Source organism: Mesorhizobium sp. M0833, from assembly GCF_040319905.1.
Lineage (GTDB): Bacteria > Pseudomonadota > Alphaproteobacteria > Rhizobiales > Rhizobiaceae > Mesorhizobium.
Window position 1 is genome coordinate 66,574 of the sequence record NZ_JAMYOQ010000004.1, and the last position, 24,701, is coordinate 91,274.

27 protein-coding genes, 1 tRNA gene and 1 riboswitch are annotated in these 24,701 nt (G+C 63.3%); of the genes, 8 read left to right on the plus strand and 20 right to left on the minus strand.

Annotated elements, in window-relative coordinates:
• Nucleotides 1-6 precede the first annotated feature (6 nt).
• From NKH98_RS06250 to NKH98_RS06275, 6 genes are all read right to left on the minus strand, one after another.
• Nucleotides 7-588, minus strand: a complete 582-nt coding sequence (locus tag NKH98_RS06250) for an NAD(P)H-dependent oxidoreductase (RefSeq protein WP_352897203.1) — start codon at nucleotides 586-588, stop codon at nucleotides 7-9.
• Nucleotides 585-1,985 (minus strand): FAD-binding oxidoreductase, encoded by a 1,401-nt coding sequence (locus NKH98_RS06255; RefSeq protein ID WP_502894201.1) that lies wholly within the window; start codon nucleotides 1,983-1,985, stop codon nucleotides 585-587. The genes NKH98_RS06250 and NKH98_RS06255 overlap by 4 nt, the downstream gene beginning before the upstream one ends.
• Nucleotides 1,982-3,283, minus strand: a complete 1,302-nt coding sequence (locus tag NKH98_RS06260) for a cytosine deaminase (protein WP_352805209.1) — start codon at nucleotides 3,281-3,283, stop codon at nucleotides 1,982-1,984. The genes NKH98_RS06255 and NKH98_RS06260 overlap by 4 nt, the downstream gene beginning before the upstream one ends.
• A gap of 178 nt (nucleotides 3,284-3,461) precedes the next feature.
• Complete coding sequence (locus NKH98_RS06265) at nucleotides 3,462-4,313, minus strand: ABC transporter permease (protein ID WP_254818144.1); 852 nt, start codon at nucleotides 4,311-4,313, stop codon at nucleotides 3,462-3,464.
• On the minus strand, nucleotides 4,300-5,142 hold the full coding sequence (locus NKH98_RS06270) for an ABC transporter ATP-binding protein (protein ID WP_352646963.1): 843 nt from the start codon (nucleotides 5,140-5,142) through the stop codon (nucleotides 4,300-4,302). The genes NKH98_RS06265 and NKH98_RS06270 overlap by 14 nt, the downstream gene beginning before the upstream one ends.
• 3 nt (nucleotides 5,143-5,145) lie before the next feature.
• Complete coding sequence (locus tag NKH98_RS06275; protein WP_352805214.1) at nucleotides 5,146-6,150, minus strand: ABC transporter substrate-binding protein; 1,005 nt, start codon at nucleotides 6,148-6,150, stop codon at nucleotides 5,146-5,148.
• 381 nt (nucleotides 6,151-6,531) lie between these two features.
• On the opposite strand from NKH98_RS06275, the gene NKH98_RS06280 reads away from it, so the two are divergent.
• Nucleotides 6,532-6,915 carry a RidA family protein gene (locus tag NKH98_RS06280; protein WP_352646967.1) on the plus strand — a complete coding sequence of 128 codons (384 nt, stop codon included), beginning with the start codon at nucleotides 6,532-6,534 and terminating at the stop codon, nucleotides 6,913-6,915.
• A gap of 222 nt (nucleotides 6,916-7,137) precedes the next feature.
• Complete coding sequence (locus tag NKH98_RS06285) at nucleotides 7,138-7,941, plus strand: creatininase family protein (protein ID WP_352805217.1); 804 nt, start codon at nucleotides 7,138-7,140, stop codon at nucleotides 7,939-7,941.
• Between the two features lie 62 nt (nucleotides 7,942-8,003).
• Here NKH98_RS06285 and NKH98_RS06290 read toward each other — a convergent pair whose 3' ends face one another.
• The 3 genes from NKH98_RS06290 to cobD all read right to left on the minus strand — a co-directional run bounded on the left by NKH98_RS06290 (nucleotide 8,004) and on the right by cobD (nucleotide 10,836).
• The gene (locus tag NKH98_RS06290; protein ID WP_352897206.1) at nucleotides 8,004-9,200 is read right to left on the minus strand and encodes a serine hydrolase domain-containing protein; all 1,197 of its coding nucleotides are present in this window, start codon (nucleotides 9,198-9,200) and stop codon (nucleotides 8,004-8,006) included.
• Between the two features lie 77 nt (nucleotides 9,201-9,277).
• On the minus strand, nucleotides 9,278-9,781 hold the full coding sequence (locus NKH98_RS06295) for a tyrosine phosphatase family protein (RefSeq protein ID WP_352646973.1): 504 nt from the start codon (nucleotides 9,779-9,781) through the stop codon (nucleotides 9,278-9,280).
• Nucleotides 9,778-10,836 carry a threonine-phosphate decarboxylase CobD gene (gene cobD / locus NKH98_RS06300; protein WP_352897208.1) on the minus strand — a complete coding sequence of 353 codons (1,059 nt, stop codon included), beginning with the start codon at nucleotides 10,834-10,836 and terminating at the stop codon, nucleotides 9,778-9,780. The genes NKH98_RS06295 and cobD overlap by 4 nt, the downstream gene beginning before the upstream one ends.
• Between cobD and cbiB the strand changes: the two genes are divergently transcribed.
• A complete protein-coding gene (gene cbiB / locus NKH98_RS06305) occupies nucleotides 10,835-11,806 on the plus strand; it encodes an adenosylcobinamide-phosphate synthase CbiB (RefSeq protein ID WP_352646977.1) in 972 nt (323 codons plus the stop codon). The two genes, cobD and cbiB, sit on opposite strands and share 2 nt — an antisense overlap.
• Nucleotides 11,807-12,103: 297 nt before the next feature.
• Here cbiB and cobO read toward each other — a convergent pair whose 3' ends face one another.
• From cobO to NKH98_RS06325, 4 genes are read right to left on the minus strand one after another with little or no spacing between them, the layout of a single operon-like run.
• Nucleotides 12,104-12,736 carry a cob(I)yrinic acid a,c-diamide adenosyltransferase gene (gene cobO / locus NKH98_RS06310; RefSeq protein WP_352477569.1) on the minus strand — a complete coding sequence of 211 codons (633 nt, stop codon included), beginning with the start codon at nucleotides 12,734-12,736 and terminating at the stop codon, nucleotides 12,104-12,106.
• A 1-nt stretch (nucleotide 12,737) separates the two neighbouring features.
• The gene (gene cobU / locus NKH98_RS06315; RefSeq protein WP_352688130.1) at nucleotides 12,738-13,259 is read right to left on the minus strand and encodes a bifunctional adenosylcobinamide kinase/adenosylcobinamide-phosphate guanylyltransferase; all 522 of its coding nucleotides are present in this window, start codon (nucleotides 13,257-13,259) and stop codon (nucleotides 12,738-12,740) included.
• Complete coding sequence (locus tag NKH98_RS06320) at nucleotides 13,252-14,025, minus strand: CbtA family protein (RefSeq protein WP_352897209.1); 774 nt, start codon at nucleotides 14,023-14,025, stop codon at nucleotides 13,252-13,254. Before NKH98_RS06320 ends, cobU begins: the two co-directional genes overlap by 8 nt.
• A gap of 15 nt (nucleotides 14,026-14,040) precedes the next feature.
• Nucleotides 14,041-14,220: a CbtB domain-containing protein gene (locus tag NKH98_RS06325; protein WP_352821478.1), complete on the minus strand. Its 180-nt coding sequence runs from the start codon at nucleotides 14,218-14,220 to the stop codon at nucleotides 14,041-14,043.
• Between the two features lie 36 nt (nucleotides 14,221-14,256).
• Nucleotides 14,257-14,454: riboswitch (cobalamin riboswitch) on the minus strand.
• 51 nt (nucleotides 14,455-14,505) lie between these two features.
• Between NKH98_RS06325 and NKH98_RS06330 the strand changes: the two genes are divergently transcribed.
• The gene (locus tag NKH98_RS06330) at nucleotides 14,506-14,664 is read left to right on the plus strand and encodes a hypothetical protein (RefSeq protein ID WP_352897211.1); all 159 of its coding nucleotides are present in this window, start codon (nucleotides 14,506-14,508) and stop codon (nucleotides 14,662-14,664) included.
• Here NKH98_RS06330 and NKH98_RS06335 read toward each other — a convergent pair.
• Nucleotides 14,643-15,842: an MFS transporter gene (locus NKH98_RS06335; protein ID WP_352897212.1), complete on the minus strand. Its 1,200-nt coding sequence runs from the start codon at nucleotides 15,840-15,842 to the stop codon at nucleotides 14,643-14,645. The two genes, NKH98_RS06330 and NKH98_RS06335, sit on opposite strands and share 22 nt — an antisense overlap.
• Nucleotides 15,843-16,089: 247 nt before the next feature.
• On the opposite strand from NKH98_RS06335, the gene NKH98_RS06340 reads away from it, so the two are divergent.
• Nucleotides 16,090-17,088 (plus strand): heparan-alpha-glucosaminide N-acetyltransferase, encoded by a 999-nt coding sequence (locus tag NKH98_RS06340; protein WP_352897214.1) that lies wholly within the window; start codon nucleotides 16,090-16,092, stop codon nucleotides 17,086-17,088.
• Between the two features lie 16 nt (nucleotides 17,089-17,104).
• Nucleotides 17,105-17,611: a methyltransferase family protein gene (locus NKH98_RS06345; RefSeq protein ID WP_352897216.1), complete on the plus strand. Its 507-nt coding sequence runs from the start codon at nucleotides 17,105-17,107 to the stop codon at nucleotides 17,609-17,611.
• Nucleotides 17,612-17,630: 19 nt separating this feature from the next.
• On the opposite strand, the gene NKH98_RS06350 is transcribed toward NKH98_RS06345, so the two are convergent.
• The 4 genes from NKH98_RS06350 to NKH98_RS06365 form a co-directional block, all read right to left on the minus strand.
• On the minus strand, nucleotides 17,631-18,017 hold the full coding sequence (locus NKH98_RS06350; protein WP_254818129.1) for a MerR family transcriptional regulator: 387 nt from the start codon (nucleotides 18,015-18,017) through the stop codon (nucleotides 17,631-17,633).
• A 139-nt stretch (nucleotides 18,018-18,156) separates the two neighbouring features.
• Complete coding sequence (gene mgtE, locus NKH98_RS06355) at nucleotides 18,157-19,554, minus strand: magnesium transporter (protein WP_502894205.1); 1,398 nt, start codon at nucleotides 19,552-19,554, stop codon at nucleotides 18,157-18,159.
• Between the two features lie 348 nt (nucleotides 19,555-19,902).
• Complete coding sequence (locus NKH98_RS06360; RefSeq protein ID WP_254818127.1) at nucleotides 19,903-20,385, minus strand: SRPBCC family protein; 483 nt, start codon at nucleotides 20,383-20,385, stop codon at nucleotides 19,903-19,905.
• Entirely contained in the window at nucleotides 20,382-20,699 is a 318-nt protein-coding gene (locus NKH98_RS06365) for an ArsR/SmtB family transcription factor (RefSeq protein WP_352477563.1), read from the minus strand. Before NKH98_RS06365 ends, NKH98_RS06360 begins: the two co-directional genes overlap by 4 nt.
• A gap of 334 nt (nucleotides 20,700-21,033) precedes the next feature.
• Here NKH98_RS06365 and NKH98_RS06370 point away from each other — a divergent pair, with 334 nt between their 5' ends.
• A complete protein-coding gene (locus NKH98_RS06370) occupies nucleotides 21,034-21,945 on the plus strand; it encodes a phosphatase PAP2 family protein (RefSeq protein ID WP_352897431.1) in 912 nt (303 codons plus the stop codon).
• A gap of 344 nt (nucleotides 21,946-22,289) precedes the next feature.
• On the opposite strand, the gene NKH98_RS06375 is transcribed toward NKH98_RS06370, so the two are convergent.
• A complete protein-coding gene (locus tag NKH98_RS06375; protein WP_352897218.1) occupies nucleotides 22,290-23,357 on the minus strand; it encodes a cyclic nucleotide-gated potassium channel in 1,068 nt (355 codons plus the stop codon).
• 253 nt (nucleotides 23,358-23,610) lie between these two features.
• Nucleotides 23,611-23,695, minus strand: a tRNA-Leu gene (locus tag NKH98_RS06380).
• Nucleotides 23,696-23,871: 176 nt separating this feature from the next.
• On the opposite strand from NKH98_RS06380, the gene lipB reads away from it, so the two are divergent.
• Nucleotides 23,872-24,615 carry a lipoyl(octanoyl) transferase LipB gene (gene lipB, locus NKH98_RS06385; protein WP_352897220.1) on the plus strand — a complete coding sequence of 248 codons (744 nt, stop codon included), beginning with the start codon at nucleotides 23,872-23,874 and terminating at the stop codon, nucleotides 24,613-24,615.
• The last annotated feature ends 86 nt before the right edge of the window (nucleotides 24,616-24,701 follow it).

Consider the following 24,701-nt stretch of genomic DNA (forward strand, 5'->3'; position numbering starts at 1 on the left):
CGCACCTCATAGCGCGTCCATCCTGGCCGCGACTTTCGCCACGAATCTCTTCCGACTGCCGTCGGTCGAGAGGTTCATCGAGTAATGCGCAAGGTAGGAAACCGACCCGCCGGGCTTGATCGTCGCACGTAGCACCCGGTTGACCAGCTTGCGCGGCGGGTCACCCATCAGCATGGCTCGGAACCGGCTTCCGCCATAGGTCGTGACCGCGACCACCTTGCGAATATTGTGCAGTGACGGCTGCACCTTGCCGGCGACCAGCTTGAACGACACGCCGGGCAGGAAGACGCGATCGAAAAAGCCTTTCAGAATGGCCGGATAGCCGAAGTTCCACACCGGAAACGACAGCACCAGCGCCTCGGCCCGCAGCAAGCGCTCGACATAAGGCGACGCCGGATCGCCGTCGCTGCGTTCGTCGTGATAGGACATCCGTTCGGCGCGCGTCAGCCTGGGATCGAAATTCTCGGCATAGAGGTCGCAGTCGTCGACCACATGGCCGGCCGCCTTCAGGCGCTCGACGATGGTCCGGTGCAGGCCGGCATTGAAGCTGGTCTCCACCGGATGAGCGTAGAGGACGAGGATGTTCAACCCGCGTTCTCCAGCCCCTTGAACAGGAACGACTTGCCCGAGCGATAATCATAGTCCGGGTTCTCCCAGGCGATCATCTTGCCCGGATTGAGCAGCCCTTGCGGGTCGGTTTCGCGCTTGAAGGCGAGCTGCACCTCGTCGGTGCGCTTCATGCCGCCTTCTTCCAGCGTGTAGCGGTGCGGGTTGAAGATCCAGCAGCCATTGTCCTCGTGGATGCGGATGATCTCGTCGAGCCGCTCCGCCGTGGTGAAGCGCACCAGCGGCAGCCCTGCGATGCCGATGGCGCCGTCGAAGCGGATGAATTCGAGATGCGCCGGCACCTCGTCGCCGAAGCGATCGACCATCGCCTTGACGTGGCCGAGGTGGTCCGGCGACGGGTAGCGGGTCTGCAGGTAGGTGATCGTCGGATCGACCCGGATGGCACGCAGTGTCGTGTGGTTCCAGGTCAGCTCATAAGCTGGCGGCAACCCCTTGAGATCGGCCTCCTTGTCCGCGCGGAAGACAATCTCGCCCTTGCTGCGCGCCGTGAAGGCGAGGAAGGCATCCATCGCATGCGGTGCGATCATCAGGACGACGATGCTTTGGCCGCGCCGGAAAAACCGCTGGTGGCGCTTGAAATAATCGTAGGGGATCGGTGCTGCGATCGGCGTGATCAGTTTCGCCAGTATGCCGTCCTGGATGGCGAGGTCGTTGCCGAAGCCGGCCGCATCCATGAAATCGTCGAAGCCGACGATGACGTCGATCCAGTCATAGCTGGCGGTCAGCGGCATCTCGACTTCGGTGATGATGCCGTTGGTGCCGTAGGCATGCATCACCTTCAGCACGTCCTCGCCGGTGAGCTCCATGACACGCGGCTCAGCCTCCATCGTCACGGTCCTCAGCCGGATGACATTGCCGAGATCGCGCAGTCCGCCCCAGCGGATCGAGCCGATACCGCCGGAGCCGCCGGCGACGAAGCCGCCGATCGATGCCGTGTTGTAGGTCGACGGCGACATGCGGAGCTCCTGGCCGGAATGCGCCCGCGTCGCTCTGTCGATGTCGGCGAGCACGGCGCCGGGGCCAGTGACGACACGGCCGGGGGCGATCGTCTTGACCGCGTTCATCTCGGCGAGATTGAGCACGACGCCGCCGGACAAGGGCATCGCTTGGCCGTAGTTCCCGGTACCGCTGCCGCGCGGCGTCACCGGCACGCCATGCCGGTGACAGGCGGCGAGAATGCGGACGACCTCGTCTTCGGTTTTCGGCGTCACGATCAGGTCGCCGGTGACGTGATCGAGCTGCTGCTTCAGCACCGGGCTGTACCAGTAGAAGTCGCGGCTCTTCTGCTGGACGATCGCCGGATGGTCGTCGATCTTCAAACCGTGCAGGTCGCGCTTGAGCGCCGCAATATCCATCATTCCACCATCAGATCATCGAGTTCGGCATAATCGGGCAACTGGCACTCGATCGACAGGCCGTCGCGTACAACGATGCGATCCGATTCGGGCCGTGACAGCAATTCCGTCCAGCTCCGTCCCTTGAAGACGACGAAATCGGCCGGCGCTCCGGCGGCAAGCGTGCCGAAACCGTCGAGCCGCATCACCTTGGCCGGCGTCGAAGTCACCGCTTGCGGCCAGTCGGCGACGGGATGGTCGAGATGCAGGATGCGCGTCGCCATCCGGTAAACCTCAAGCATGTCGAGATCGCCATAGGCGTAGAACGGGTCGCGCGTATTGTCGGAGGCGACGGCCACGGCAATGCCGCGCGCCTTCATCTCGTGCAGCAACGTCACCCCGCGCCAGCGCGGCGTGGTGTTGTCGCCGCGCCGGTCCTGCAGATAGAGATTGCACATCGGCAGCGACACCACCGTCAGGCCGGCCTTGGCGACCTTGTCCAGCGTGTCGAGCACGTCGAGATCGGGCTGGCGCGCCAGCGAGCAGCAATGGCCGACCAGGATGTTCCCCTCGAAACCGTTCCAAAGGGCGGCTTCGGCGATTTTCTTCAACGAGATCGCCGCGATATCGTCGGTCTCGTCGGCATGGAAATCGAGGTCGAGGCCGTGCTTGATCGCCTGCGCAAATACCTGGTCAAGCAGTTCTTCGAGATCCGGTACCATATAGGTGACGACGCCGAGCACGCCGTTGGCCGCAGCCACTCGCTTGGCCAGCCTCTCGAACCATTTCCTGTCGCGCACGCCCTCGATGCCGAGCAGGCAGGCCGCCTGCAGCTCGATGCGGCCGCGCCATTCATCCCGCATCGTCTCGAACACCGGCCAGGAGATCTCTTCCTGCGGCGCAACGCTGTCGAGATGCGTGCGCAGTGCCCTGGTACCATGCGCATAGGCCGAGCGCAGCGAAAAATCCATGCGGCGGGCAACGTCGTCGGCGCTCCAGCGCGCCGCCCGATCGGCGCCCGTTGCGTTCAGCGCGCCCATGAAGGTGCCGTCCGGGTTGGGCTTTCGAGGCCAGATATGGCCCTTGTCGATATGGGTGTGGCAGTCGACGAAGCAGGGCAAGACGATCCGGCCGCCGAGATCGACGGCGTCCGCCGGTGCATTGGATCGCTGATGTGCTGCAATGCTGGAGATTTTTCCATTGGCGACGGCGATATCCGTAAGCGCAAAGCCGTCGGCATCGAAGGCAGCCGCAAGCCCTGGCGTCAGCGACTGATGAACACGAACGTTTGCAAGATGATAAGGACCAGAGGCTGGTATCAAGCCGCACTCCCCTCTGTCCTGCTGGACATCTCCCACTCAAGGGGGGAGATCGGCAGCTTCAACCGGGGCACACGCCTTGCCACGTCAGTAATTGGCGAAATCCGAAATGAGGTCCAATCTCCCTCCTTGAGGGGGAGATGTCCGGCAGGACAGAGGGGGGTAACGGCGCCGACCATGCCTACCGCTCCTGCCTCAGCGCGCTCTCGTGCCAGCGCCGCAAAATGAGATGCGATACAAGCGACAGAACCAGGAAGATCAGGATGCCGGTGAGCGAGATCAGGATCAGCGCGGCGAACAGCCTTGGCGCGTTGAGCCGGTAGCCGGCCTCGATGATCCGCGAGGCGAGGCCGGACGACTGGCCGGTGGCGCCGGCGACGAACTCGGCCACCACCGCGCCGATCAGCGACAGCCCGCCGGCGATCTTCAGCCCACCGAGGAAATAAGGCATCGCCGCCGGCAGCCGCAGGTAGCGCAATTGCTGCCAGCGGGTCGCACCGTTGAGCTTGAACATGTCGCGCAGATTGCGGTCGACCGAATTGAGGCCGAGCGTGGTGTTGGAAAGGATTGGGAAGAAGGCGACGATCCAGGCGCAAAGCAAAAGCTTTGTCGTCTGGTTGTCGACATAGATGTTGATCAGCGGAAAGATCGCGACGATCGGCGTCACCTGCAGCACGATGGCGAACGGAAAGAACGACATCTCCACCCATTTCGACTGAGCGAACAGCACCGCCAGCCCGACGCCGCCGATGACGGCGAGAAGCAGGCTCAAGAAGGTGATCCTGAGTGTCACCAGCAGCGAGGAGAACAGCAGCCCGGCATCGTCATGCAACGTCTGCAGCACCACGCCGGGACGCGGCAGGATGTATTTCGGGATGTCGTTCCAGACGCAGACACGGTCCCACAGCCAGATCGCCAGGATCATGATGGCCAGCGGCAGCAGCCATCTGCCGATGCGCTCGAAGCGCTCCTGGCGGACGCGGCGCGCCTCCTCCGGGTCGAGCGCCAGGACTGGTTCTTCAATGGCCGTCATGATGCGGTCCGGCAGTTGAGTTGATGGCGCCGATCAGCACGTCGGATGCCTGGCGGCAGAGCGCGGCATAGTCGGGCGAGGTGCGAAACGCCTCGTCGCGCGGATAGGGCGCGTCGACGGCAAGCTCGGCGAACACTCGGCCCGGCCGCGCCGCCATGACGACGACACGGTTGGAGAGGAAAACGCTTTCGAAGACGCTGTGGGTGACGAAAACGACGGTGAAACGCTCATCCTGCCATAGCTCCAGAAGGTCATTGTTGAGCTTGAAGCGGGTGATCTCGTCGAGTGCCGCGAACGGCTCGTCCATCAACAGAATCCGCGGCTTGGTCACCATGGCGCGGGCGATCGAGACGCGCATCTTCATGCCGCCCGACAGTTCGCGCGGCACCGCCTTCTCGAAGCCGGTCAGGTGAACCCGCGCCAGCATCTCCATCACCGTCGGTGCCGCCTTGGCCCGCGACACGCCCTTCAGCCGCAGCGGCAGCCAGACATTGTCGAAGACGTCGGCCCAGGGCAGCAGCGTCGGCTCCTGGAAGACGAAGCCGATATTCGAGCGGTCGCCGATATTCGAACGATCGCGGGCGCCGCTGCCGCGCCAGTCGAGCAGGCCCGAGGTCGGCGTCGACAGGCCGGCAATCAGCCGCAGCGCCGTCGATTTGCCGCAGCCGGACGGCCCGAGCAGGCTGAGGAAATCGCCTTCCCGGATCGTCAGCTCGACATTGCTGAGCGCGGTGACGCCGTTGGAAAAAACCTTGCCGACGCCACGCAGGGCCAACAGCGTCGGCCCCGGTACACTTCCTGGCTGTTGCGCCACCTTCTCCAGCTTCACGGTCTACTTCTTCAGGTCGAGCCCGACGCTCTTGTTGACGAAGGAAAGCGTGTAGGCCTTCTTGATGTCGATGCCCGCCGGCGCGACCTTGGCCTTGACCATCTTGTCGTAAAAACTCTGGATGCGCGCGTCGGTCATGGCGCCGATGCCGAGCTTTTCGCTGTCGCCGGAATCGACCACGCCGAACTTCTTCAACTGCTCGATCGAGAAGGCGATCTGCTCATCCGTCATGTCCGGATTTTCCTTCTTGATCATTTCGTTGGCGGCCTTGTTGTCGCCGTAGAGATAATTGTACCAGCCCTTGGCCGAACCATCGACGAAGCACTGGACCACCTCGGGCCGCTTGTCGATCGTCTCCTGCATGGTCTCGACCGTCGTTGCATATGTGTCCCAGCCATAGTCGGCCAGCAGGAACTGGTTCGGCGTGAAACCGCCCTGCTTCTGAACGGCGAATGGCTCCGAGGTGACGTAACCCTGCTGGATCGACTTCTTGTTGGCGATGAACGGCGCAGGGTTGAAGGTGTATGGCACGCGCTTGGCGGCATCGAAGCCAAGGTCGGTGACCATCCACTGGAAGAAGGTCTGCGCACCTTCGTCGCCGAGGATGTACTGGTCGGCGTTCTTCAGGTCTTCCCATTTGTCCAGCCCCTGGCCGGGATGGGACATGATGACCTGCGGGTCCTTCTGGAAGTCGGCGGCCACGACGCGCATCGGTATGCCTTGCTGCACGGCATCGAAGGCCGACAGCAAATTGCCGCCCATGTAGAAATCGATCTTGCCGGCCAGCAGCAGCGGCCGGCCGCTGACCTGTGGGCCGCCCTGCATGATCGTCACGTCGATGCCGCAGGCCGCATAGGTGCCATCCGCCACCGCCTGGTAGTAACCGCCATGCTCCGGCTCGGCCAACCAATTGGTGCCGAAGGTGACTTTTTCGTTCGCTGCCGCAGCAAGCGTGCCTGCGCCAAGCAGCACGATCGCGCCGGCCGAAATCTTCAGTTTTCCGTACATCCACACCACCCTTTGTTCGCTCCGGCGCGTTCCGCGGCGGGCTCGACACCATTGTTTCAAGAAGCAAGACACATGCCACCGGCGCGTTGCGCCGGGACCGCCCGCTTGTGCAATGCCCGCCTGTGCAATGGCGGCGCGAAGGCCGGACGGGTCATGCTGTACGAAAGGCATCGTGCCTATTTTTTGATCGCCTGTCCACAATCGCACTCGTGACATGCACCGTCATCTTGATGCCCGCATCGATCCCGCATTAGAGCGACGTGCGTCCACTTGGACGCACAAAGTACGCTCTAAAACTTCGTATCCTGTCGCATCGTGCTTTCCGAAAATCGATCTCGATTTTCGGGCCGATGCGATAGGCTGCCGTGAACGGAGATTGCCATGTTCAAATTTCTCACGCCGAAGTCGATCAAGCCGCCCTTCGCCCGCTACAGCCACGGCGTCGAGCTGCCGCCCGACAAGCGGCTGGTGCTGTGTTCGGGCCAGGTCGCGATCACAGCGGACGACCAGATCCCGGAAGACGCCGGCGCACAGGCCGAGCTCTGTTTCCAGAACATATCGGCGATTCTCGGCGAGGCCGGGCTCAGCCTGTCCGACATCGTCCGCATCAACGCCTACGTCACCGACCGCGCCTTCCTGCGCCCCTATATGGAGGTTCGCGACCGGCTGTTCGCCAGCCCTGCGCCGGCCTCGACGCTGATGATCGTTTCAGGTTTTGCCCGGCCGGAATTCAAGGTCGAGATCGAGGTCATCGCGGCGGGTTGAGCAGCGCTGGCCAGCGGCTGGAATCGACAGGCCGATGATCTCAAGTTACACGACAAAGGTTGGCGCTGCCCCTCATCCGCGTGCCGGCACCTTCTCCCCGTGTAGTGACGGGGAGAAGAGCGAGCCGGAACGCTGGCGATCCCCCTCTCCCCCGTCCTTTACGGGGAGAGGCTAAGGGTGAGGGGCAGCGCAAACGCCCATTCAGTCTCTTCGAGGTTCAAAATGGCCGGAACAAAAAAGCGCGTATGGTGGGGTGACTACCGGACCACCGAATACGCGACCATCGATCCTGAGGCGACCATTGCCGTTCTGCCGCTGGCAGCGATCGAGCAGCACGGGCCGCATCTGCCGGTTTCGACCGACACCTCGATCATGAACGGTATGCTGGAAACGGTGATCGCCCGCCTGCCCGGCGATCTCGACATCCGCATCCTGCCGGTGCAGGCGGTAGGCAAGTCGAACGAGCACCTGCATGCGCCCGGCACCCTCACCCTGCCGGCGACGACCTTGGTCGAGGCATGGACCGAGCTCGGCCTGTCGGTCGCGCGCGCCGGCGTCCGAAAACTGATTGTCGTCAACTCGCATGGCGGCAATGAAGAGATCATGGGCATCGTCACCCGCGAATTGCGCGTGCGGGCAAAGATACTGGCGGCAAAGACCAGCTGGCAGCGCTTTGGCCGGCCGGCCGGTATGTACACCGATCTCGAAGACCGCCACGGCATTCATGGCGGCGACGTCGAGACCTCGCTGATGCTGCATTTCCGGTCCGACCTCGTCGATATGGCCAAGGCCGACAATTTCGTGTCCAAGGTTGCCCGCGCCGAAAAGGAATTTTCGCTGCTGCGCCACACCGGAACGCACGCCTTCGCCTGGATCGCCAGCGATCTCAACCCGAATGGCGTGGTCGGCGACGCCAGCATTGCCACCGCCGAAAAAGGCCGGCTCACCGCCGAGCATCAGGCCGACGGCTTCATCGGCTTGGTGAGGGACATGCGCAAGGCCAAGCTGGCGGACTGGCTGGCGTAGGTGTTCGATCCCACCAGCTCAGGCCTCGCTCACGAGGGGCGATTCCATTCGCGCGAGGATCCTCACTTCCCCTCTTGAAGCGGCGACACCGTGTAGATTTCGTCCAGTATCTTCACCATCAAGGTGTTGGCGGTCGCCTGGCCGTCGAGCGCGAGCGTCAGGTTGGTCCATATGACCAGGGTGACGTCATTGGCCGGATCGTAGCCTATGAAGGACTGGTAACCGGGCATCTCGCCTTCGTGATAGTAGATTACGTTAGGCCCGAAGGTCAGCGTTAGGATGCCATAGCCGTATTTTAGCATGGCGGGTTCGCCTGGCTCCGGCGCCACAGGGCTTGCAAGCCACTGCCGCTGGAAGTCGGCATTGAAGAGCTTGCCCCCGACCAGCGCGCGCATCCAGGTCGCGAGGTCATCGGCGGTGGAGATGACTCCGCCAGCCGCAAAGTAGGCGGACGGGTTCTGCCATGTGTCGTCGTTGGGCTTGAGCGTTCCGGCCCTGGCCGCAGCCTGGAGGTCGTCCGGATAGGGCGCATCAGCCAGGGCGTACGAAGTACTGCCGTAGAGGTAACCGTTTGAGTATGGTTCGGGGATGGCGCTCGACGTGCTCGGCGGCAACGCCGTGTTCTTCATGCCGAGCGGCCCGAACAGGCGGTCCCGGAAGATGGTCGAGAGCGGCTTGCCGTCGATCTTCTCGGCAACAAGGCCGAGCAGATAGTAGTTGGTGTTGTTGTACTCGAATTCGGCACCCGGCGCGAAGTCCGGCGGCCGTTTGAACGCCATGCCGAGTACTTCATCGGCGGTCCATACCCTGTAAGGATACTTGTCCAGGCTTTCGGCAAGTTCCGGCGCATTTGTGAAGTTAGGGAGGCCGCTCCGCATTGTTATGAGCTGCCGAATGGTTATCTCGTCGCCGTTGGGAACGCGCTGGACGTATTTTGAGATCAGATCGGCAAAGCTCAGTTTCCCTTCTTGCACCAGTTGCACGATAACAGCGGCGGTCATCGTCTTGGTGTTCGAGGCCGCACGGAAGTGGGTATCGGCGCGCGGCGGGTTCGTGGCACCCAGTTCAGTCGTACCGTAGCCGAAGACGAGGTTGCCCCGCGGAGTCTTGAGCAAAACCATAGCACCGGGCAGCATAAGTTCCTTGGCCAAACCCTCGACAGTGGCTTGAAGCGCTGCCAGGTCGATCGACTTGAGAGCCGGCATGGAGGCGGCCATGGCGCTGCCTGTCGTGCAGACCACGCCAACAACGATGGCCAAAATTCTCCCGATCATCATTTGCCCCTTGGCCGTGTCCTAGAACTCCTGCGCACTTTCCCTGGAACTTGTTTTAAGGTTCAGATTTTCAATTCGAACGGTGTGCCTTCGAAAGCATCCGCGCCGCGCCCGATCGCCTGGATCGCTTCGATCATCCGGCCCCTGCGATCGAGCAGCGTGTCGGCGATCGCGATCAGCCGCGGATTGGGTGTCGCCGTCGGCGACAGCCTGCGCAGAGTCTCGGCCAACTCGGCCTCGTCGCGCTTCGGCGCCAGCGCTGCCGCGATGATATAGGCCGAGGCGGTCGAGCGGCTGATGCCGGCATAGCAATGCACCACCAGCGGCCGCGAGCGGTCCCATTGGCGGGCGAAATCGAGCAGGGTCACAACGTGCTCCTCGCCCGGCATGGTCATGCCCTCCTGCGCCACCGCAATGTCGTGCATGACCAGATGCAGATGGTTTTCCCTGGTGATCGAGGCCGGTCGCACCACCTCCGTTCCGGCGGCGAGCAGCGAAAGCAGCCGCCCGGCGCCGGTCTTCGTCACCGTTTCCTCGACTTTGGACAGCGAGCAGACATGGATCATTGGGTCGTTTCTCCCTTGGCATCATCGTCGCGCCGCGAGGCCCAGCCGGCAAGCGCCGATTCGAGCCGCCGCCATTCTTCGTCGGCTCCCGGCAGGCCGGCGCGCAGCACATCCGGCCGGCCGGCGAAATGCCGAAGCAGGATGCCGCGCTGGCCAAGCGCCGAAAACAGGCCGGCAGCGTTCGCCAGCCTGAGATAGCGGAACAGCGTGGTGCCACCGGCGACAGGCACGCCGAAGCGGCCGAACAGCGTGTCGAGCCGTGCGGCGTCCTCGGCCAGACGGCGCCGCATCCCGGCCTGCCAGCCGGTGTCGGCAAGCGCCCTTATGCCATATTCGAGCGCCGGCCCGGCAATCGCCCATGGCCCGAATTGCGCCTCCAGCCGCTCGACCATCAGCGCGTCGGCCAATGCAAACCCAAGCCGCAGGCCGGCCAGGCCGAAGAACTTGCCGAACGAGCGCAGCACAACGATGCCGCCCTGGTCGACGTCGCCGGCCAGGCTCTCGCTGCGCGGGCCGACATCCATGAAGGCCTCGTCGACGACCAGCAGCCCGCCTCTGGCGCGTAATGTCCCGGCAAGTCGAAGCAATCTTTCGCGCTCGACGACGCGCCCGTCCGGGTTGTTTGGATTGACGACGATCGCAAGGTTGGCCGCCGCCAGGGCTTCGAAATCATCGACTTCAGCCGCCGTGTGGCCGGCGATCGCTGCTGCCCGCCGATGCTCGGCATAAGTCGGCCCGAGCACCAGCGCCTTGCCCGGGCTGACCAGCGAAGCGACGCGCGGCAACAGGATCTGCGTGCCGGGCGCCGCCGCGACGTTCGCCGCCGACGGCGCGCCATAGGCGCTTGCCGCGAGTTCAGCCAAGTCGCGGCTGCGCGCCGTTTCCGGCAATCGCGACAGGGCGGTGGCGGGCAAATCGAAAAGCGGGTAGGAGTGCGGATTGATCCCGGTCGAGAGGTCGACGAAAGGCAGCGGCGCGTGAGGGAAAAGCGCCCTCGCCCGGCCAAGGCTTCCGCCGTGGTCCACTGCCGCCGTTACCCCATCAAGAGACTTCATGTCGATCCTGATCACTTTCCTGTCGCTGGCCATCGAACTTGTACTCGGCTACCCGGCCCGGCTCTTCGATGCCATTGGCCATCCCGTCACCTGGTTCGGCAGGCTGATATCCTTTCTCGACCGCAGGCTCAACCGCGCCACTGATTCCGACGCCGACCGTCGCCGCCGGGGCGTCGTCGCGCTGCTGGTGATCGTGCTGGTGCCGGCCGCCCTCGCCTTCTGGATCGAAGCCATGCTTTGGAGCATTCCCCTCGGCTTGTTGATCACCGCAATCCTGGCGACGTCGCTGCTGTCGCAGAAGAGCCTGGCCGAGCACGTCGAAGCGGTGGCCGACGCACTCGACAGCGGCGGACTGGACATGGGCCGCATCGCCGTCTCCAGGATCGTCGGCCGCGATCCGGAAAAGCTCGACAGGGCCGCTGTCTGCCGCGCAGCGATCGAAAGTCTTGCCGAGAATTTCTCCGACGGCGTCGTCGCGCCGGCCTTCTGGATCGGTATCGGCGGGCTCGCCGGCGGCGTCGCCTACAAGGCCGCAAACACCGCCGATTCGATGATCGGCCACCGCACTCCGCGCCACGAAGCCTTCGGCTGGGCGGCTGCGCGCTTCGACGACTGGATCAACCTGCCGGCGTCGCGACTGACGGCGCTGCTGATCGTGCTTGCGGCTTTCCTGGTCAAGGGCGCCGACGCCAAAGCCGCCTGGCACGCCGTGCGGCGCGATGCGAAAAAACACCGCTCGCCCAATGCCGGCTGGCCGGAGGCAGCGATGGCCGGCGCGCTCGGCCTGGCGCTCGCCGGCCCCCGTTCCTACGACGGCGTGATGGTCGAAGACGCGTTGATGGGCGAGGGCGGCCGCCGCGACGATGTCGAGAGCACCGACGTCCGACGGGCGCTGAAACTCTACCAGGTCGCCGACTTGCTGCTGATTGCGCTGTTCGGGGTGGTCGCAGTGGTTGTTATCTTGGCGTGACCTGCGCTCGAGATCGAGCGCAAACAAAAAACCCGCCAAGCGGCGGGTCGTGGGGCCAATTAGCACCATAGCGGAATTAGTAGAATAGCTGCCGGCACAAAGCAAGAACAAAATAGGGCAACGCCTCAAATACTCGGTTCAGGTCGGCGCTGCCCCTCAGCCTTACCTCCCCGTGAAAAGACAGGGAGAGGGAGATCGCCAGCGTTGCGGCTAGCTCCTTCTCCCCGTCCTTCACGGGGAGAAGTCGCCGGCAGGCGATGAGGGGCAGCGCTGACCTTGACAAACCAGCAACACCCCTCAGAACTCAATCCCCTGCTGCGCCTTCACGCCGGCGGAGAAGTGGTGCTTGGTCACGGCCATCTCGGTGACCAGGTCGGCCGCCTCGACCAGTGCCGGCTTGGCGTTGCGGCCGGTGACGACGATATGCAGGCCTTCGCGGCGTGACTTCAGCGCCGCGACCACCTTTTCGAGGTCGAGATAGTCGTAACGCAGCGCGATGTTCAACTCGTCGAGCACCACCAGGCTGATCGACGGCTCGGCCATCAGCTCGAGCGCCTTCGCCCAGGCGGCCTCGGCCGCCGCGATGTCGCGTTTCAGGTCCTGCGTCTCCCACGTAAAGCCCTCGCCCATGGCGTGCCAGAGGACACGGTCGCCGAAGGCGGCAAAGGCGTCCTTCTCGCCGGTGTGCCATTTGCCCTTGATGAACTGGACGACGCCGACGCGCTTGCCGTAGCCGAGCATTCTGAGCGCCAGACCGAAGGCGGCCGTGGTCTTGCCCTTGCCCGGCCCGGTGTTGACGATCAACAGCCCCTTCTCGACCGTCTTGGCTGCAACCTCGGCGTCCTGCACCGCCTTGCGCTTGGCCATCTTGGCGCGGTGGCGTTCCTCGTCCCCCTGTTCAATGGTCTTGGGATCGATAGTATCAGCCATGTCATTTCACCTTGAGCGGCAGCCCCGCCACCATCAAAAGCACGGTGCCGGCGACCGCCGCGACGTCCTGGTTCAGCCGGCCGGCGGCATCGCGAAACCGTCTTGCCAGCGCATTGTCCGGCACGATGCCCTGGCCGACTTCGTTGGACACCACGAACCACGGGCCGCGCGGCCGCGACAGCACATCGGCCAGCCTTCGGCATTCGGCCTCGACATCATGGTCGGCCAGCATGTGGTTGGTCAGCCACAGCGTCAGGCAGTCGATCAGCACCGGCTGGCCGTCGGGCAGTGCCTCGATCGCGCCGGCAAGGTCGAGCGGCGCCTCGATGGTCGTCCAGCCATCGCCTCGCCGCGAGCGGTGCAGCGCGATGCGCTGACGCATCTCCTCGTCATAGGCTTGCGCTGTGGCGATATAGCTCCACGGCGCCGGACAGGCGCTCACCAGCCTCTCGGCATGCGCGCTCTTGCCGGAGCGCGCACCGCCGATGACCAGGGTCAGCGCCCCGGCAGCGCGGTCAGGCAAAGCTGTCGCGCAGGCTGGTTGCCGCGCCGGTGAAGCGTCCGCGCACCAGCCCGACGACCATACCGAGCACCAGCCAGAACACCAGATTGGTCAGCGTCACCGCCACCACGAACTGATGATGCAGGCCTTCCGGGATCGCCGTCTCGAAACTGTCGGGCTGCGGCGCGCCGACAATATGCGGCGCAACGATCAACGCCACGGCAAGGATCGCCAGCGGCAGCGATCTGCGGAAGGCGATAAGGCCGAGACCGGCCGCTGTCGCCACCACTGTTGCCCACCACCAGATCTGGCGTTGGACAAGGTCGGCCGCCGGCATCGCCGGCAGTTCCGGCGGCAGGCCGAGGCCGGGCGCCAGCGTGAACACGGCAAAGCCGGCCAGCCCCCAGAACAGGCCCTGGCGCCAATTGCCGATGCCGCCGGCGAACTCCGAAACCGCGACCAGGACCAGTGCGAAGCCAATGCCGGTGACGATATTGGCAACGACGCTGAAGCCAAAGCGCTCGAAGCCGTCGGCCGGCGCCCAGCCTTCGTCTTCAGCCGGAGCCATTGCTTCGGCCGGTGCCGGCGCGGCGCTGCTCATAGCCATCGTGCCCGCGGCTTTTTCGGCAGGTGCCGCGGCATGGTCATGGCCGCCGCCGGCCTGTTCGTAGACTTCCGCTTTCAGGATGAGCGGCACGGTGGCGTAGGCCTGCATGCAGGCGAGAACGACGCCGGCCACAAGCCCTGCGATCGCCGCGATGAACACGACGTTGCGAAACAGTGTCATGATGTCAGCCCCTTGTCAGTGGCAGGGAAAGCCCATCGAGTGGCGATAGTCGTGCGCGGCATTGTGGACCGCATCGATATGCGAGAAGCCGACAAAGCCCATGACGAAAATGCCGAGGAATGCAGCAAGCGCCAGCTGCATGAAACGCGACTGCGAGGAGACGGAAGTGCCGAGCGAGACGGAAGCGGTATTCATGTCTTGTCCTTTCGCCCTCCACCCGAGGGCATAGAAGTCAGTTTCCTGTCGCCGGCAGGTCTCCTGGCTCGCGGATCAGCGCCCTTCCCCACCTTCCCGAAGGCGAACCTTCAGTGGCATATGGAGAGGACTACCGCACACAGTTGCGGGGGCAGCCACGGCATTGGGCAAACAATTTCGCCCGCACCGCATTCCCTCTTGGTTCCAAACGGAACCGACGACATCAGCGACTATAGGCAGAATCGCCGCGCCCGGCAAACCAAATTCCGCAGGATCGTGTGGCGAATGCGCCGCCTCGCCAAACCGGAGAACTGGCGCCGCAGACTTCGCGATCTGCGCGGTCAAACAGAACGGCCTGCGTTCGATGCGGCACTGCACCGCTTCCACAATTGGGTGCGCGAGCGCCATGCGGCGCTCGAACATCAAAGCGATTTGGGCAGATAGCGCCAGGTGACGAAGCCGCAGATCGCCGCCAGCAGGCCGAGTGTCGCGAAAACCGCGCCCAGGCCGAAGAACGCCAGCACCACGGAATAGACCAGCGGCGGCGTCAGCTCGGAAAAGTCGAGATAGGTGCGGTAGACCGCCGCCATCTGTGCCCGCTCATACGAGCGCACCGAGCGCATGAAGGCGGTCGAGCCCAGCGCATCCAGCGCGATGGTGAAGAAGGCACCGCAAAGCAGCAAGGCGCCGGTGATGAGCGGTGCGGCCTCGCCGACGGCGCCGGCCGCCAGCAGCGTTGCCGACATCGCGAAATAGGCGGCCGTCATGGTGCGCCGGCCGCCGAAACGCTTTCCTGCCCTGCCCCAGAAGATGGCCATGAACAAAAGCGCATTGCCGGCCGAAACCAAGAGGCCGCCGGCGAGCTTGCCCTCGCCGGTGATCACCATGAACAGCGGCCCATAGACGAAGAACGTCGTCCAGAAGCAGGAGCGGCCGAAGGCGATCAGCCAGGCCAGCCTCAGCCTTGGCTGCGCGACGAAGCGGCCGATATTGGCCAGCGGATTGACCGGCCGCGTCTTGCCGGGGCGGATCGACGGGTTATCGCCAAGCCGGTAAGTCCAGAACAGCGCCAGCAAAGCCATGGCGAAGACGGCCACCGCGCCATGCGCGGCATAGATGCCGAAACGCGTGTAGAGGTAAATTCCGAGGGTCGGCCCGGCGGTCCAGGCAAGCATCGACCACGCCATGCGCAGCGACTCGGCCTGCATGAAATCGGTCTTGCGGATATGGTCCATGATGTAGAGGTTGAGCGTGATCGCCAGCGCGCCGGCGCCGACGACGCGGCAGAGCATGCCCACCACCTGGCCGGCCAGCGTATGGGTGACGAAGAACAGCGAGCCGGCGGCCAGCAGGCAGGCGCCGGCGGTATAGACCCAGCGCCGGGCAAAGCGGGCGATCAGCATCGGCATGAACAGCGTCGCCGACAGGCCGAGCATCGCCACGATCGTGTAGAGGATCGAGACGATCTGCTCGTTGTGCAGTATCTCATAGGCCTGGATCGGGATGACGCTGGACACGGTGGCGCGCGCGAAGGATTCGACCGCATAGAGCGAGGCGAAGGTGCGGGCATCCGCCGGCCGCAGGGCCGCAAGCCAGATCGGATGGCGCACATGGGTAGCCATTGTGTTCCCCGAAGCCGAATCGCCCGAAGCAGGGTTTGGAGCACAAATCTGCTGCGGCGATTCCTGGCCGGGTAACAGGAAACCGACGCCTTCACGGCAAAAAGCGAAGCCGGCCAAAGGCTTTCCGGCTCTGGCCTAAAGCAGCCCTGATGCCGACCGTCACCAAGGCGACGCAAGGCCCTGCTTCTTTTGACGGTGGCAACCGTGATAGTCGTCTTGCCGGGGCTGAACCAAGACAGCGAGACCAATGAGCATCGACACGCCGAGCGCAGCCGTTCAGGATCAACCGAAGTCGAAGCGCATCGCCGCTATCGACATTGCACGCGGCATCGCATTGCTTGCCATGGCGAGCTATCATTTCACCTGGGACCTCGAATTCTTCGGCTACACCGATCCCGGCCTCACCGCCTTCGGCTGGTGGAAAATCTACGCGCGCTGCATCGCCTCGAGCTTCCTGTTCCTGGTCGGCATCAGCCTCTATCTCGCCCATGGCAAAAAAATCCGCTGGACCGGCTTCTGGAAGCGCTTCGCCATGGTTGCCGGGGCAGCGCTCGCAATATCGCTGGTCACCCGCATCGCCACGCCCGACGGCTTCATCTTCTTCGGCATATTGCACGAGATCGCGCTCGCCAGCTTGCTCGGCCTGGCGTTCCTGCGGCTGCCGGCGCTGCTGACGCTTGCCGTGGCGGCCCTCGTTATCGCCGCGCCTTTCTACTTGCGATCCGAGCTTTTCGATCATCCGGCTTTGTGGTGGGTCGGCCTCTCGGCGACCAACCCGCGCTCCAATGACTACGTTCCGCTGCTGCCCTGGTTCGGCGCCGTACTTGCCGGCATCGCGGTTACCAAGCTCGCCGCCACCTCCGGCGCACTGACGCGGCTGTCGGCCTTGGCGCCCGGCCGCTGGGCAAACCCGCTGGTCTTCATCGGCCGGCACAGCCTTGCCTTCTATTTGATCCATCAGCCGGTGCTGATCGGCTCGGTCTGGCTGTTTTCGCAATTCATGCCGGCGCCGGCCGAAACCAGGGAGGTGAGTTTTCTGAAATCCTGCCAGATATCCTGCCAGCAGGCACGCGACACCGAGTTCTGCTCCAGCTATTGTGCCTGCATGCTGGACACTCTCCAGGGCGAAGCCTCGCTTGACCGGCTCTACAGCAACGACCAGTCCCTGGAGTGGAAGGCGCATATTGGCGAGCTCGCCGGCACCTGCACCGCCCAAACCGAGGCGGCGGAACCGGGAACGCGCTAATCGAGGGAGGACAATAATGAGCGACAGTCACCCGAAACCCGTGCAGCAAAATCCTGGGCAGCCGAAGCTGGGGCACATCCCATGGCCGCCGCTGATCTATATCGTCGCCATCATCGTCAGCGTCGCACTAGGGCTGTTCTATCCGCTGCCGTGGATCGGCGATCTTCTCGGCGACATCCTGTTCGCCGCCGGCCTTGTGGGATTGGTGGCGGTTGCCGCGCTCTGGTTCACGGCAATTCGCGCCATGATCCGCGCCAAGACGACGCTCAACCCGAACGGCGTGCCTGACCATCTGGTGACCACCGGACCCTTCGCCGTCAGCCGCAACCCGATCTACCTCGCCAACACATTGCTGCTGGTCAGCCTCGCCTTTGTCACGGGGATCGCCTGGTTCCTGCCGCTGGCGGTCATCGCGGCGTTCTTGACGCAGAAGTTGACGATCGAGAGCGAGGAGAAGGTGCTGACCGCCAAATTCGGCAAAAAGTACCGGGACTACGCCAAAAGGGTGCGGCGCTGGATTTGAGCCGAGGCTGACACCGCGCCTATGTGGTGACGCCGAGTTCCACCAGCCGCTCGACGCAGGATTCCTCGGCTTGGTCGAGTTCGGCCAGGGTCTCTTCGAGGTCGCGGCGTTTCTGGCGCAAATGCTCACGCTTTTCCTCGATTCGCTTGATCATCAATTTGAGTTGGCCGACCTCGCCGGGCGGCTCCCTGTACATCTGGATGATTTCGCGGATCTCGTTGATCGAGAAGCCGAGCCTTTTTCCCCGCATGATCTGGCGGATGAGATGCCGGTCCGATGGCCGGAACAGCCGGGTGCGGCCGCGCCTTACCGGCTGCACCAGCCCTTCATCCTCGTAGAAGCGCAACGTCCGCGTCGACACGTCGAATTCCCGGGTCAGTTCCGTGATCGAATAATATTCCCGCATCGTCACTCCAATGCCCCGACCACGCCGCGAGTTCCAACTGGCCGGCGCCGCCGGCGCTCAGGCGCGTACCAGAATCGGCGGACAAGGCGCTTTCCAAAGCCTCGCACGGCATTTACGTAAAAGTCAATTGAGGTGCCGTTCAGCGCACGCCGAACCACCATGTGGCGAGCCCGAGAAAGGCAAAGAAACCGACGACATCGGTGACCGTGGTGACGAAAACCGCCGAAGCCACAGCCGGGTCGATCTTGAAGCGGTCGAGCAGCAGCGGGATAAGGATGCCCGCCAGAGCCGCCACGAACATGTTGATGATCATCGCAGCAGCGATGATGCCGCCGAGATTGCGATCGTGGAACCAGGCAGCAGCCACGAGGCCGATCAGGATGGCGAAGATGATGCCGTTGATGAAGCCCACCCCGATTTCGCGGCGGATGATGCGGCCGGCATTGTAGATGTCGAGGTCCCTGGTCGCCAGCGCCCGCACCGTGACGGTCATGGTCTGCGAGCCGGCATTGCCGCCCATGCCGGCGACGATCGGCATCAGCACCGCCAGCGCCACGATATGCTCGATGGTGCGGTCGAACAGGCCGATCACCGAAGCCGCCAGGAAAGCCGTCAAAAGATTGACCAGCAGCCAGGGCACGCGCGAGCGCGAGGTCGAAAAGATGCTGTCCGAGAGTTCTTCGTCACCGACGCCGCCCATGCGCAGCAGATCTTCCTCGGCCTCCTGCTGGATGACGTCGACGACGTCGTCGATGGTCAGCACGCCGACCAGCCGCTCGTTCTCGTCGACGACGGCGGCGGACAGAAGATCGTATTGTTCGAATTCGCGCGCCGCCTCCTCCTGGTCCATGGTGGCCGGGATGGCATGCCTGGTCTCATGCATGACCTCTTCGACCTTGACCGAGCGTTTGGTGCGCAGGATCTGGTCGAGGTCGATGGCGCCGAGCAGCTTGAAGCTCGGATCGATGACGAAGATCTGGCTGAAACGGTCGGGAAGATTGTTGTCCTCGCGCATGTAGTCGATGGTCTGGCCGATCGTCCAGAAGGGCGGCACCGCGACGAACTCCGTCTGCATGCGGCGGCCGGCGGTCTCTTCGGGATAATCGAGCGAGCGCCGCAGCCTGATCCGCTCGGTGAACGGCAGTTGCGACAGGATCTCGTCCTGGTCCTCCTGGTCGAGGTCTTCGAGAATGTAGACGGCATCGTCGGAATCGAGATCCTGCACCGCCTGGGCGATCTGCGCATTGGGCAGACTGTCGACGATGTCGCGGCGGATCGCCTCGTCGACCTCGGTCAGCGCGGAAAAATCGAAATCCTTGCCCAGCAATTCGACCAGTGCGCGTCGCTGTTCCGGGTGCAGGGCCTCGAGCAGGTGGCCGAGTTCCGACTGGTGCAGATCGTCGACTTCACGCTTCAGCGTCAGCGTATCGCGATCGGCGATCGCGGCACCGATCTGGGCGAGGAACGACGACAGGATGACGCCGTCCTCGTCATAGATGTCGGCGCGGCGCTCCTCGGCGGCCCTGGCGCCGGTCATCTGTTCGTCCTGGCCTTCCACCAGCGCCTCCCGCCATCGGATTTCCGGATAAGGTGCCTGTCAGGTCTAACGCATGACCCTGACAATCGGAATCGATTTTGCGAAAGGACCATGCGCAACGGCAAATTGCTACAGCGCCGTTCGCGCGTCCAAACGACGCAACGCATACCGGAGGGTGGGAGGAGAAGACGTTCTACAAACCTGCGGCGCTGCAAACCTTCGCGGCGGCAAGTAAAGGGCAGCGTATCTGCCCGCCCCGGTCAACCAGATGGGGAGATCGACACTGACTCAAAACGGCGAGGCCGACAGTGCGAGGGCCTCGCTGTATTGGAATGGAAGGCTTCCCGATCAGGCGGCGTGGCGCTTGGCCTCGGCCGCATAGCGGTCGAGGAGACCGCTCCAGCCACCCTCGGATTCGAAGGCCTCGCGCATCGCCTCTGCGGTTTCGCCCATGTTCTCCAGAAGCCTGTGCTCGAGTTCCACACGCGTCGCGTTCTCGCCGAGCGCGACAAAGCGGATCTCGACTTCGGTCAGCAGTGCCGGATCGTAGCGCCAGCCGGCTCCAATGCGCCAGGCGAGTGTCAGCCTTGACGGCGGATCCCAGGCGAGAACCTCGCCCCAATCGCATTGTGACCCATCCTCGCCAATCTCGTACCAGCGGCCGCCGGCTTTCGGTTCGATCACCGCGGTCGTCAGGGCGGATTTGCCGATCGAGTGCGAAGCCGGCCACCAGCGCCCGAATCCTGTGGTGAACACATCGAATGCCTTGTCGAGCGGCACCTCCACGGTCACCGACTTCCTGACCGGCGCGGGCTTGATCATGGTCGTCATTTCCTCTTCTCCTTGCTGTTGTCGACTTCCCGTTTGAAGGCGTCGAGCGCATCGCCCCACATGCGGTCGAGCCAGGCGCGCATCTCGCCAAGTCCATGCGGGTCGAGATGATAGATGTTGCTGGCACCTTTCGGCTCTGCGCGGACCAGCCGGGCTTCCTTCAAAACCTTGAGGTGCTGCGATACCGCCGGCTGCGAGACCGGAAGCACTCGCGTCAGATCGATGACCGAGCGTGGCCGATCGGCGATGAGCTCGAACACCTTGCGGCGTGTCGGATCGGCCAAGGCCATCATGCCTGCATAATCATAAACCATGACTTATGATAAGCTAAAACTTATGATAGGGAGGCGGCAGGCGCGTTAAGCACCAGCCAGCCAGTTCGGGTTCCAGCCCCCGGGCAATCCCTTCACGCAGGGGCTTGGACAGCAAATGCGGATGCAAGATTACAGGGAAACAATCCGTCGCATGCGAGCCGGCGGCAAATGTCGACCACCGGGGAAAAGTAAACCTGGCGGCAAGGTTTTTACCTTATCGGTATATGTGTCTCTCCGGCGAAACGTTAAGAACGGGTAAATTGGTTTGGCCCTAACCACGGAAGCCTCTCGCTACAGGCCCTCCGCCATATGGCAATTGCGCCTCTCCTTGTTCATGGCGATATATGTTTTAGGCGCATCCGCACTATACCCGGAAGTATTCTATACGTTAGCCGTAAGCTATTCTCACAAGTTTCTTGTTGGCATTCCGGTGTTGTTTATCGGTGGCGTCTGCTGTGCCGCGCTAATCCATGGCCGGCGGCAACCGGCTCGCTACGCACTGGATTTGGTTCAAGGGCGCTGGCGTGGTTGTTTGCTGGTGCTGCTGTTCTTCTTTGCCAGCTTGACCGCGTTCTCTACCTACAAGATCGCCATCCCGTCCGTCGTCCCATACTATGCCGACAACTGGTTGGCCGACGCTGATGAATGGCTGCACGGGATGCCGCCATGGGAAATCGTCCATAAGCTCGACAGCAACAATTGGTCGTCCGTCGTCTTCAACAGCTATGAAGTCATTTGGTTTTACCAGTGGTTCGGCACCATCCTTTTCGTGTCGCTCTGGTCGGACGAGATTGCCCGCATCCGCTATCTCTGCGCAGCAGCGCTGACGTTGTCCGTCCTCGGAACGCTCTTGGCCCTGGCGCTGGCATCGGTCGGACCGGTTTACTACCACCACTTTGTCGGCGTGGATCGCTTCCACGGATTGAATGCGGCCCTGGACAGGCTGGACCATAGTTACATGGTGCGGGACCCCGCGGCATATCTCCTGATGGCTTACCAGAGCGGCCGGCCAAGTCTTGGCGGCGGCATCTCGGCCATGCCAAGCATGCATGTCGCCTTTGCCGTATTGAACGCCTATTTGCTGTCATCGATCAATCGCTGGCTTGGCGTTCTGGGTTGGACCTTTGCAGCCCTGATCCTGTACGGATCGGTGTTCACTGGCTGGCACTATGCCGTGGACGGCTACGCATCGATCGTTGTTGTATCGGTGATCTGGTGGGCGACCGGACGCCTGGTGCGCGAATAGTTATGTGCGCTTGTCGATAGATGGCCATGCCCGCCGATGGCCACTTCGCATAAGCCAAACTCGCGACCGCAATCAGGCACAAAGCACGTGCCCCGACAAGGACGCTCCCTGCCGTGCTCGAATTCGACGAGCAAGAGATTCCGCTTTCGAATTTAATGGTGCGCTCGAGACGCAGCGACGCAACGCCTCCCGCGTTGATTTTAAAGCATTTCTCTACGATTCTCCGGCGATTTGTATTGAGGGCGGTTCGGCAGCGGCAGAGCATGTAGTTCCAGCCAGCCACTGTCGGCGGGCAATTGGCCGCCCTGGCAGCGCATCCTCCTCCTGACGAACACCTAGTACGGTCAACCCTTAGGCGCCGCGCCGCGCCGCTCGAGCGCGGTTTTGCGGATGATTTCTGCGATCTCCGGGCTGCTGCTGCACAGCATCTGGAAATCCGCCGAGTGTAGCGACAGGAGTGAGACCACCGTTGTGGCGCTGACGGTCGCCGAGCGCGGTTCGCCGGTGATCAGCGCCATCTCACCGAAGAAGGCGCCAGGGCCCAGCTCAACCGGGTTCGGCGTCGCGACGCTGACGCGCCCCTCCACGACGAAGAACATCTGATCACCGGTCTCGCCCTTGCGGCAGATCACAGCGCCTGCCGGCACGATGCGAGGTCGTAATGCGCGCACGATCTCGACCAGTGTGGCCGGGCCGAGCTTCTGAAACAACGGCACGGCGGCGACCAATTGCCAATTGCGGACGAAATCCTCGCGACGGACTTCTTGATAAAAGCCGGTGGCAAGAATGCCAGCCCAGAGCGCGAAGATGCCGATGCCACTCATCATGACCGCCCCGGCAAGGACGCGGCCGGCGAAGCTTTCCGGAATAGCGTCGCCATAGCCGGTGGTGGACAGCGTGACCACCGCCCACCACATTGCCTGGGGGATGCTGCCGAACTTTTGCGGTTGGACGTCGCGCTCGATCACATAGGCTGCGAGCGCAACACCGAACAGAACGATGCCGAAGACCGTGGCGACGCCGATCAGGTTACGCGCTTCGTTGGTCAGGATTCTGCCCAGCAGCGGGAAGAAAGTTGAATCGCGCAGCGGTTTCAGCAGCCAGACAGCGCAGTAGAGGCTCCGATCGGGCGTGCCGACGAGCAGAAATGCGGCGAGTGGAACCAAAACCGCGACCACATCAATGGCGATTGCCAGCGTCCTGTCCCGAACGTCTCCCGCCCGGCGCCTGAGCAGTTTCTCGGCCAATTCCAAGAGATAGATGCCCCAAATGACCGCGAGCACGGCAGCCAAAGCCAGTCTGCTTCGCCCGGACATGTCCGGTGTCGTGAGCGCAGCCACCGCCACAAGCCCAGTCGCAGCCAGCACCGCGTTGAGCGGCGCGTAAATTCTTAAGAAAGGCAGTACCGACATTCTATGCCCACGAGCGGATGCTACCCTCCAGAATAGGATGCCTTCAAGGCAAGCGCAAAGGTGCTTGCTTTCGCTGCGATGCCGATCACCAACCGTGAACTCAGATGTCCGGGAAAGTGAACAGACGGCATAGGACGCGAATTAACAAATTACGGTGACAGTGCGCTTTTTGCCGTATTTGCACGGCTGTGCGACAAGCCTGAAAAATCGCAATAACTTCCACAGCCAAAGACTGAACAGCCAGAAGACTGATTGGTGCGGTCGAGAAGACTCGAACTTCCACGGGTTGCCCCACAGCGACCTCAACGCTGCGCGTCTACCAATTCCGCCACGACCGCACGTGGTAGGAGCCGGAACCAACCGGCCCGTGGCGTGTAGCAAATCGTTTCCGGTGAAACAAGTAGCGCGGCCAGCAATAATCGGCCGGACATCGGCATAACTCTTCAAGGGCCGAACGCGCCGGAACTGGACGTTTGTACCGATTGCCGCCATATGAGTGGCGAGACGAGATATCATGACGGACCGCAGCCAGATCGCCACGTCGTTCCTGCCCTTGCCCGGCTCGGCGCCGGTCGAATGGCGCATCGAGCCCGGGCTCACCGCCTATCCCGATGCGCTCGCCGTGATGGAGGCGCGCGCCGAGGCAATCCGCAGCGGCGCCGCCGGCGAGATGGTCTGGCTGGTCGAGCACCCGCCCCTCTACACCGCCGGCACCAGCGCCCGCGTCGAGGACCTGATCGAGCCGGACCGCTTCCCGGTCTTTGCCGCCGGGCGTGGCGGCGAATACACCTATCATGGGCCAGGCCAGCGGGTCGCCTACGTCATGCTCGACCTGAAGCGGCGGCGCGAGGATGTCCGCGCCTTCGTCGCCGCTCTCGAACAATGGATCATCGGCTCGCTGGCCGCCTTCAACGTACGCGGCGAACGCCGCGAGGACCGCGTCGGCGTCTGGGTGGTGCGGCCGGACCGCCCCGCTTTGCCCGACGGCTCGGCGGCCGAGGACAAGATCGCCGCCATCGGCATAAGGCTGAGGCGCTGGGTGAGCTTTCACGGCATCGCCATCAATGTCGAGCCGGACCTTAGCCATTTCAGCGGCATCGTGCCGTGCGGCGTCCAGGATCACGGCGTCACCAGCCTTGTCGACCTCGGCCTTCCCGTGACCATGGACGACCTCGACCTGGCGCTGAAATCCGCTTTCGAGGACGTGTTCGGGCCCGCCGCCGTGTCGCCTGTCGAAGTGTCCCGCAAGGCCGGCTGAAACACTCGCCCAATGCCTGCGCCAATATGCGAAGGCGGCCTTCGCTCATCAGCATCGAGCCCGCCCTTGAGCTCAAGCCTCACATC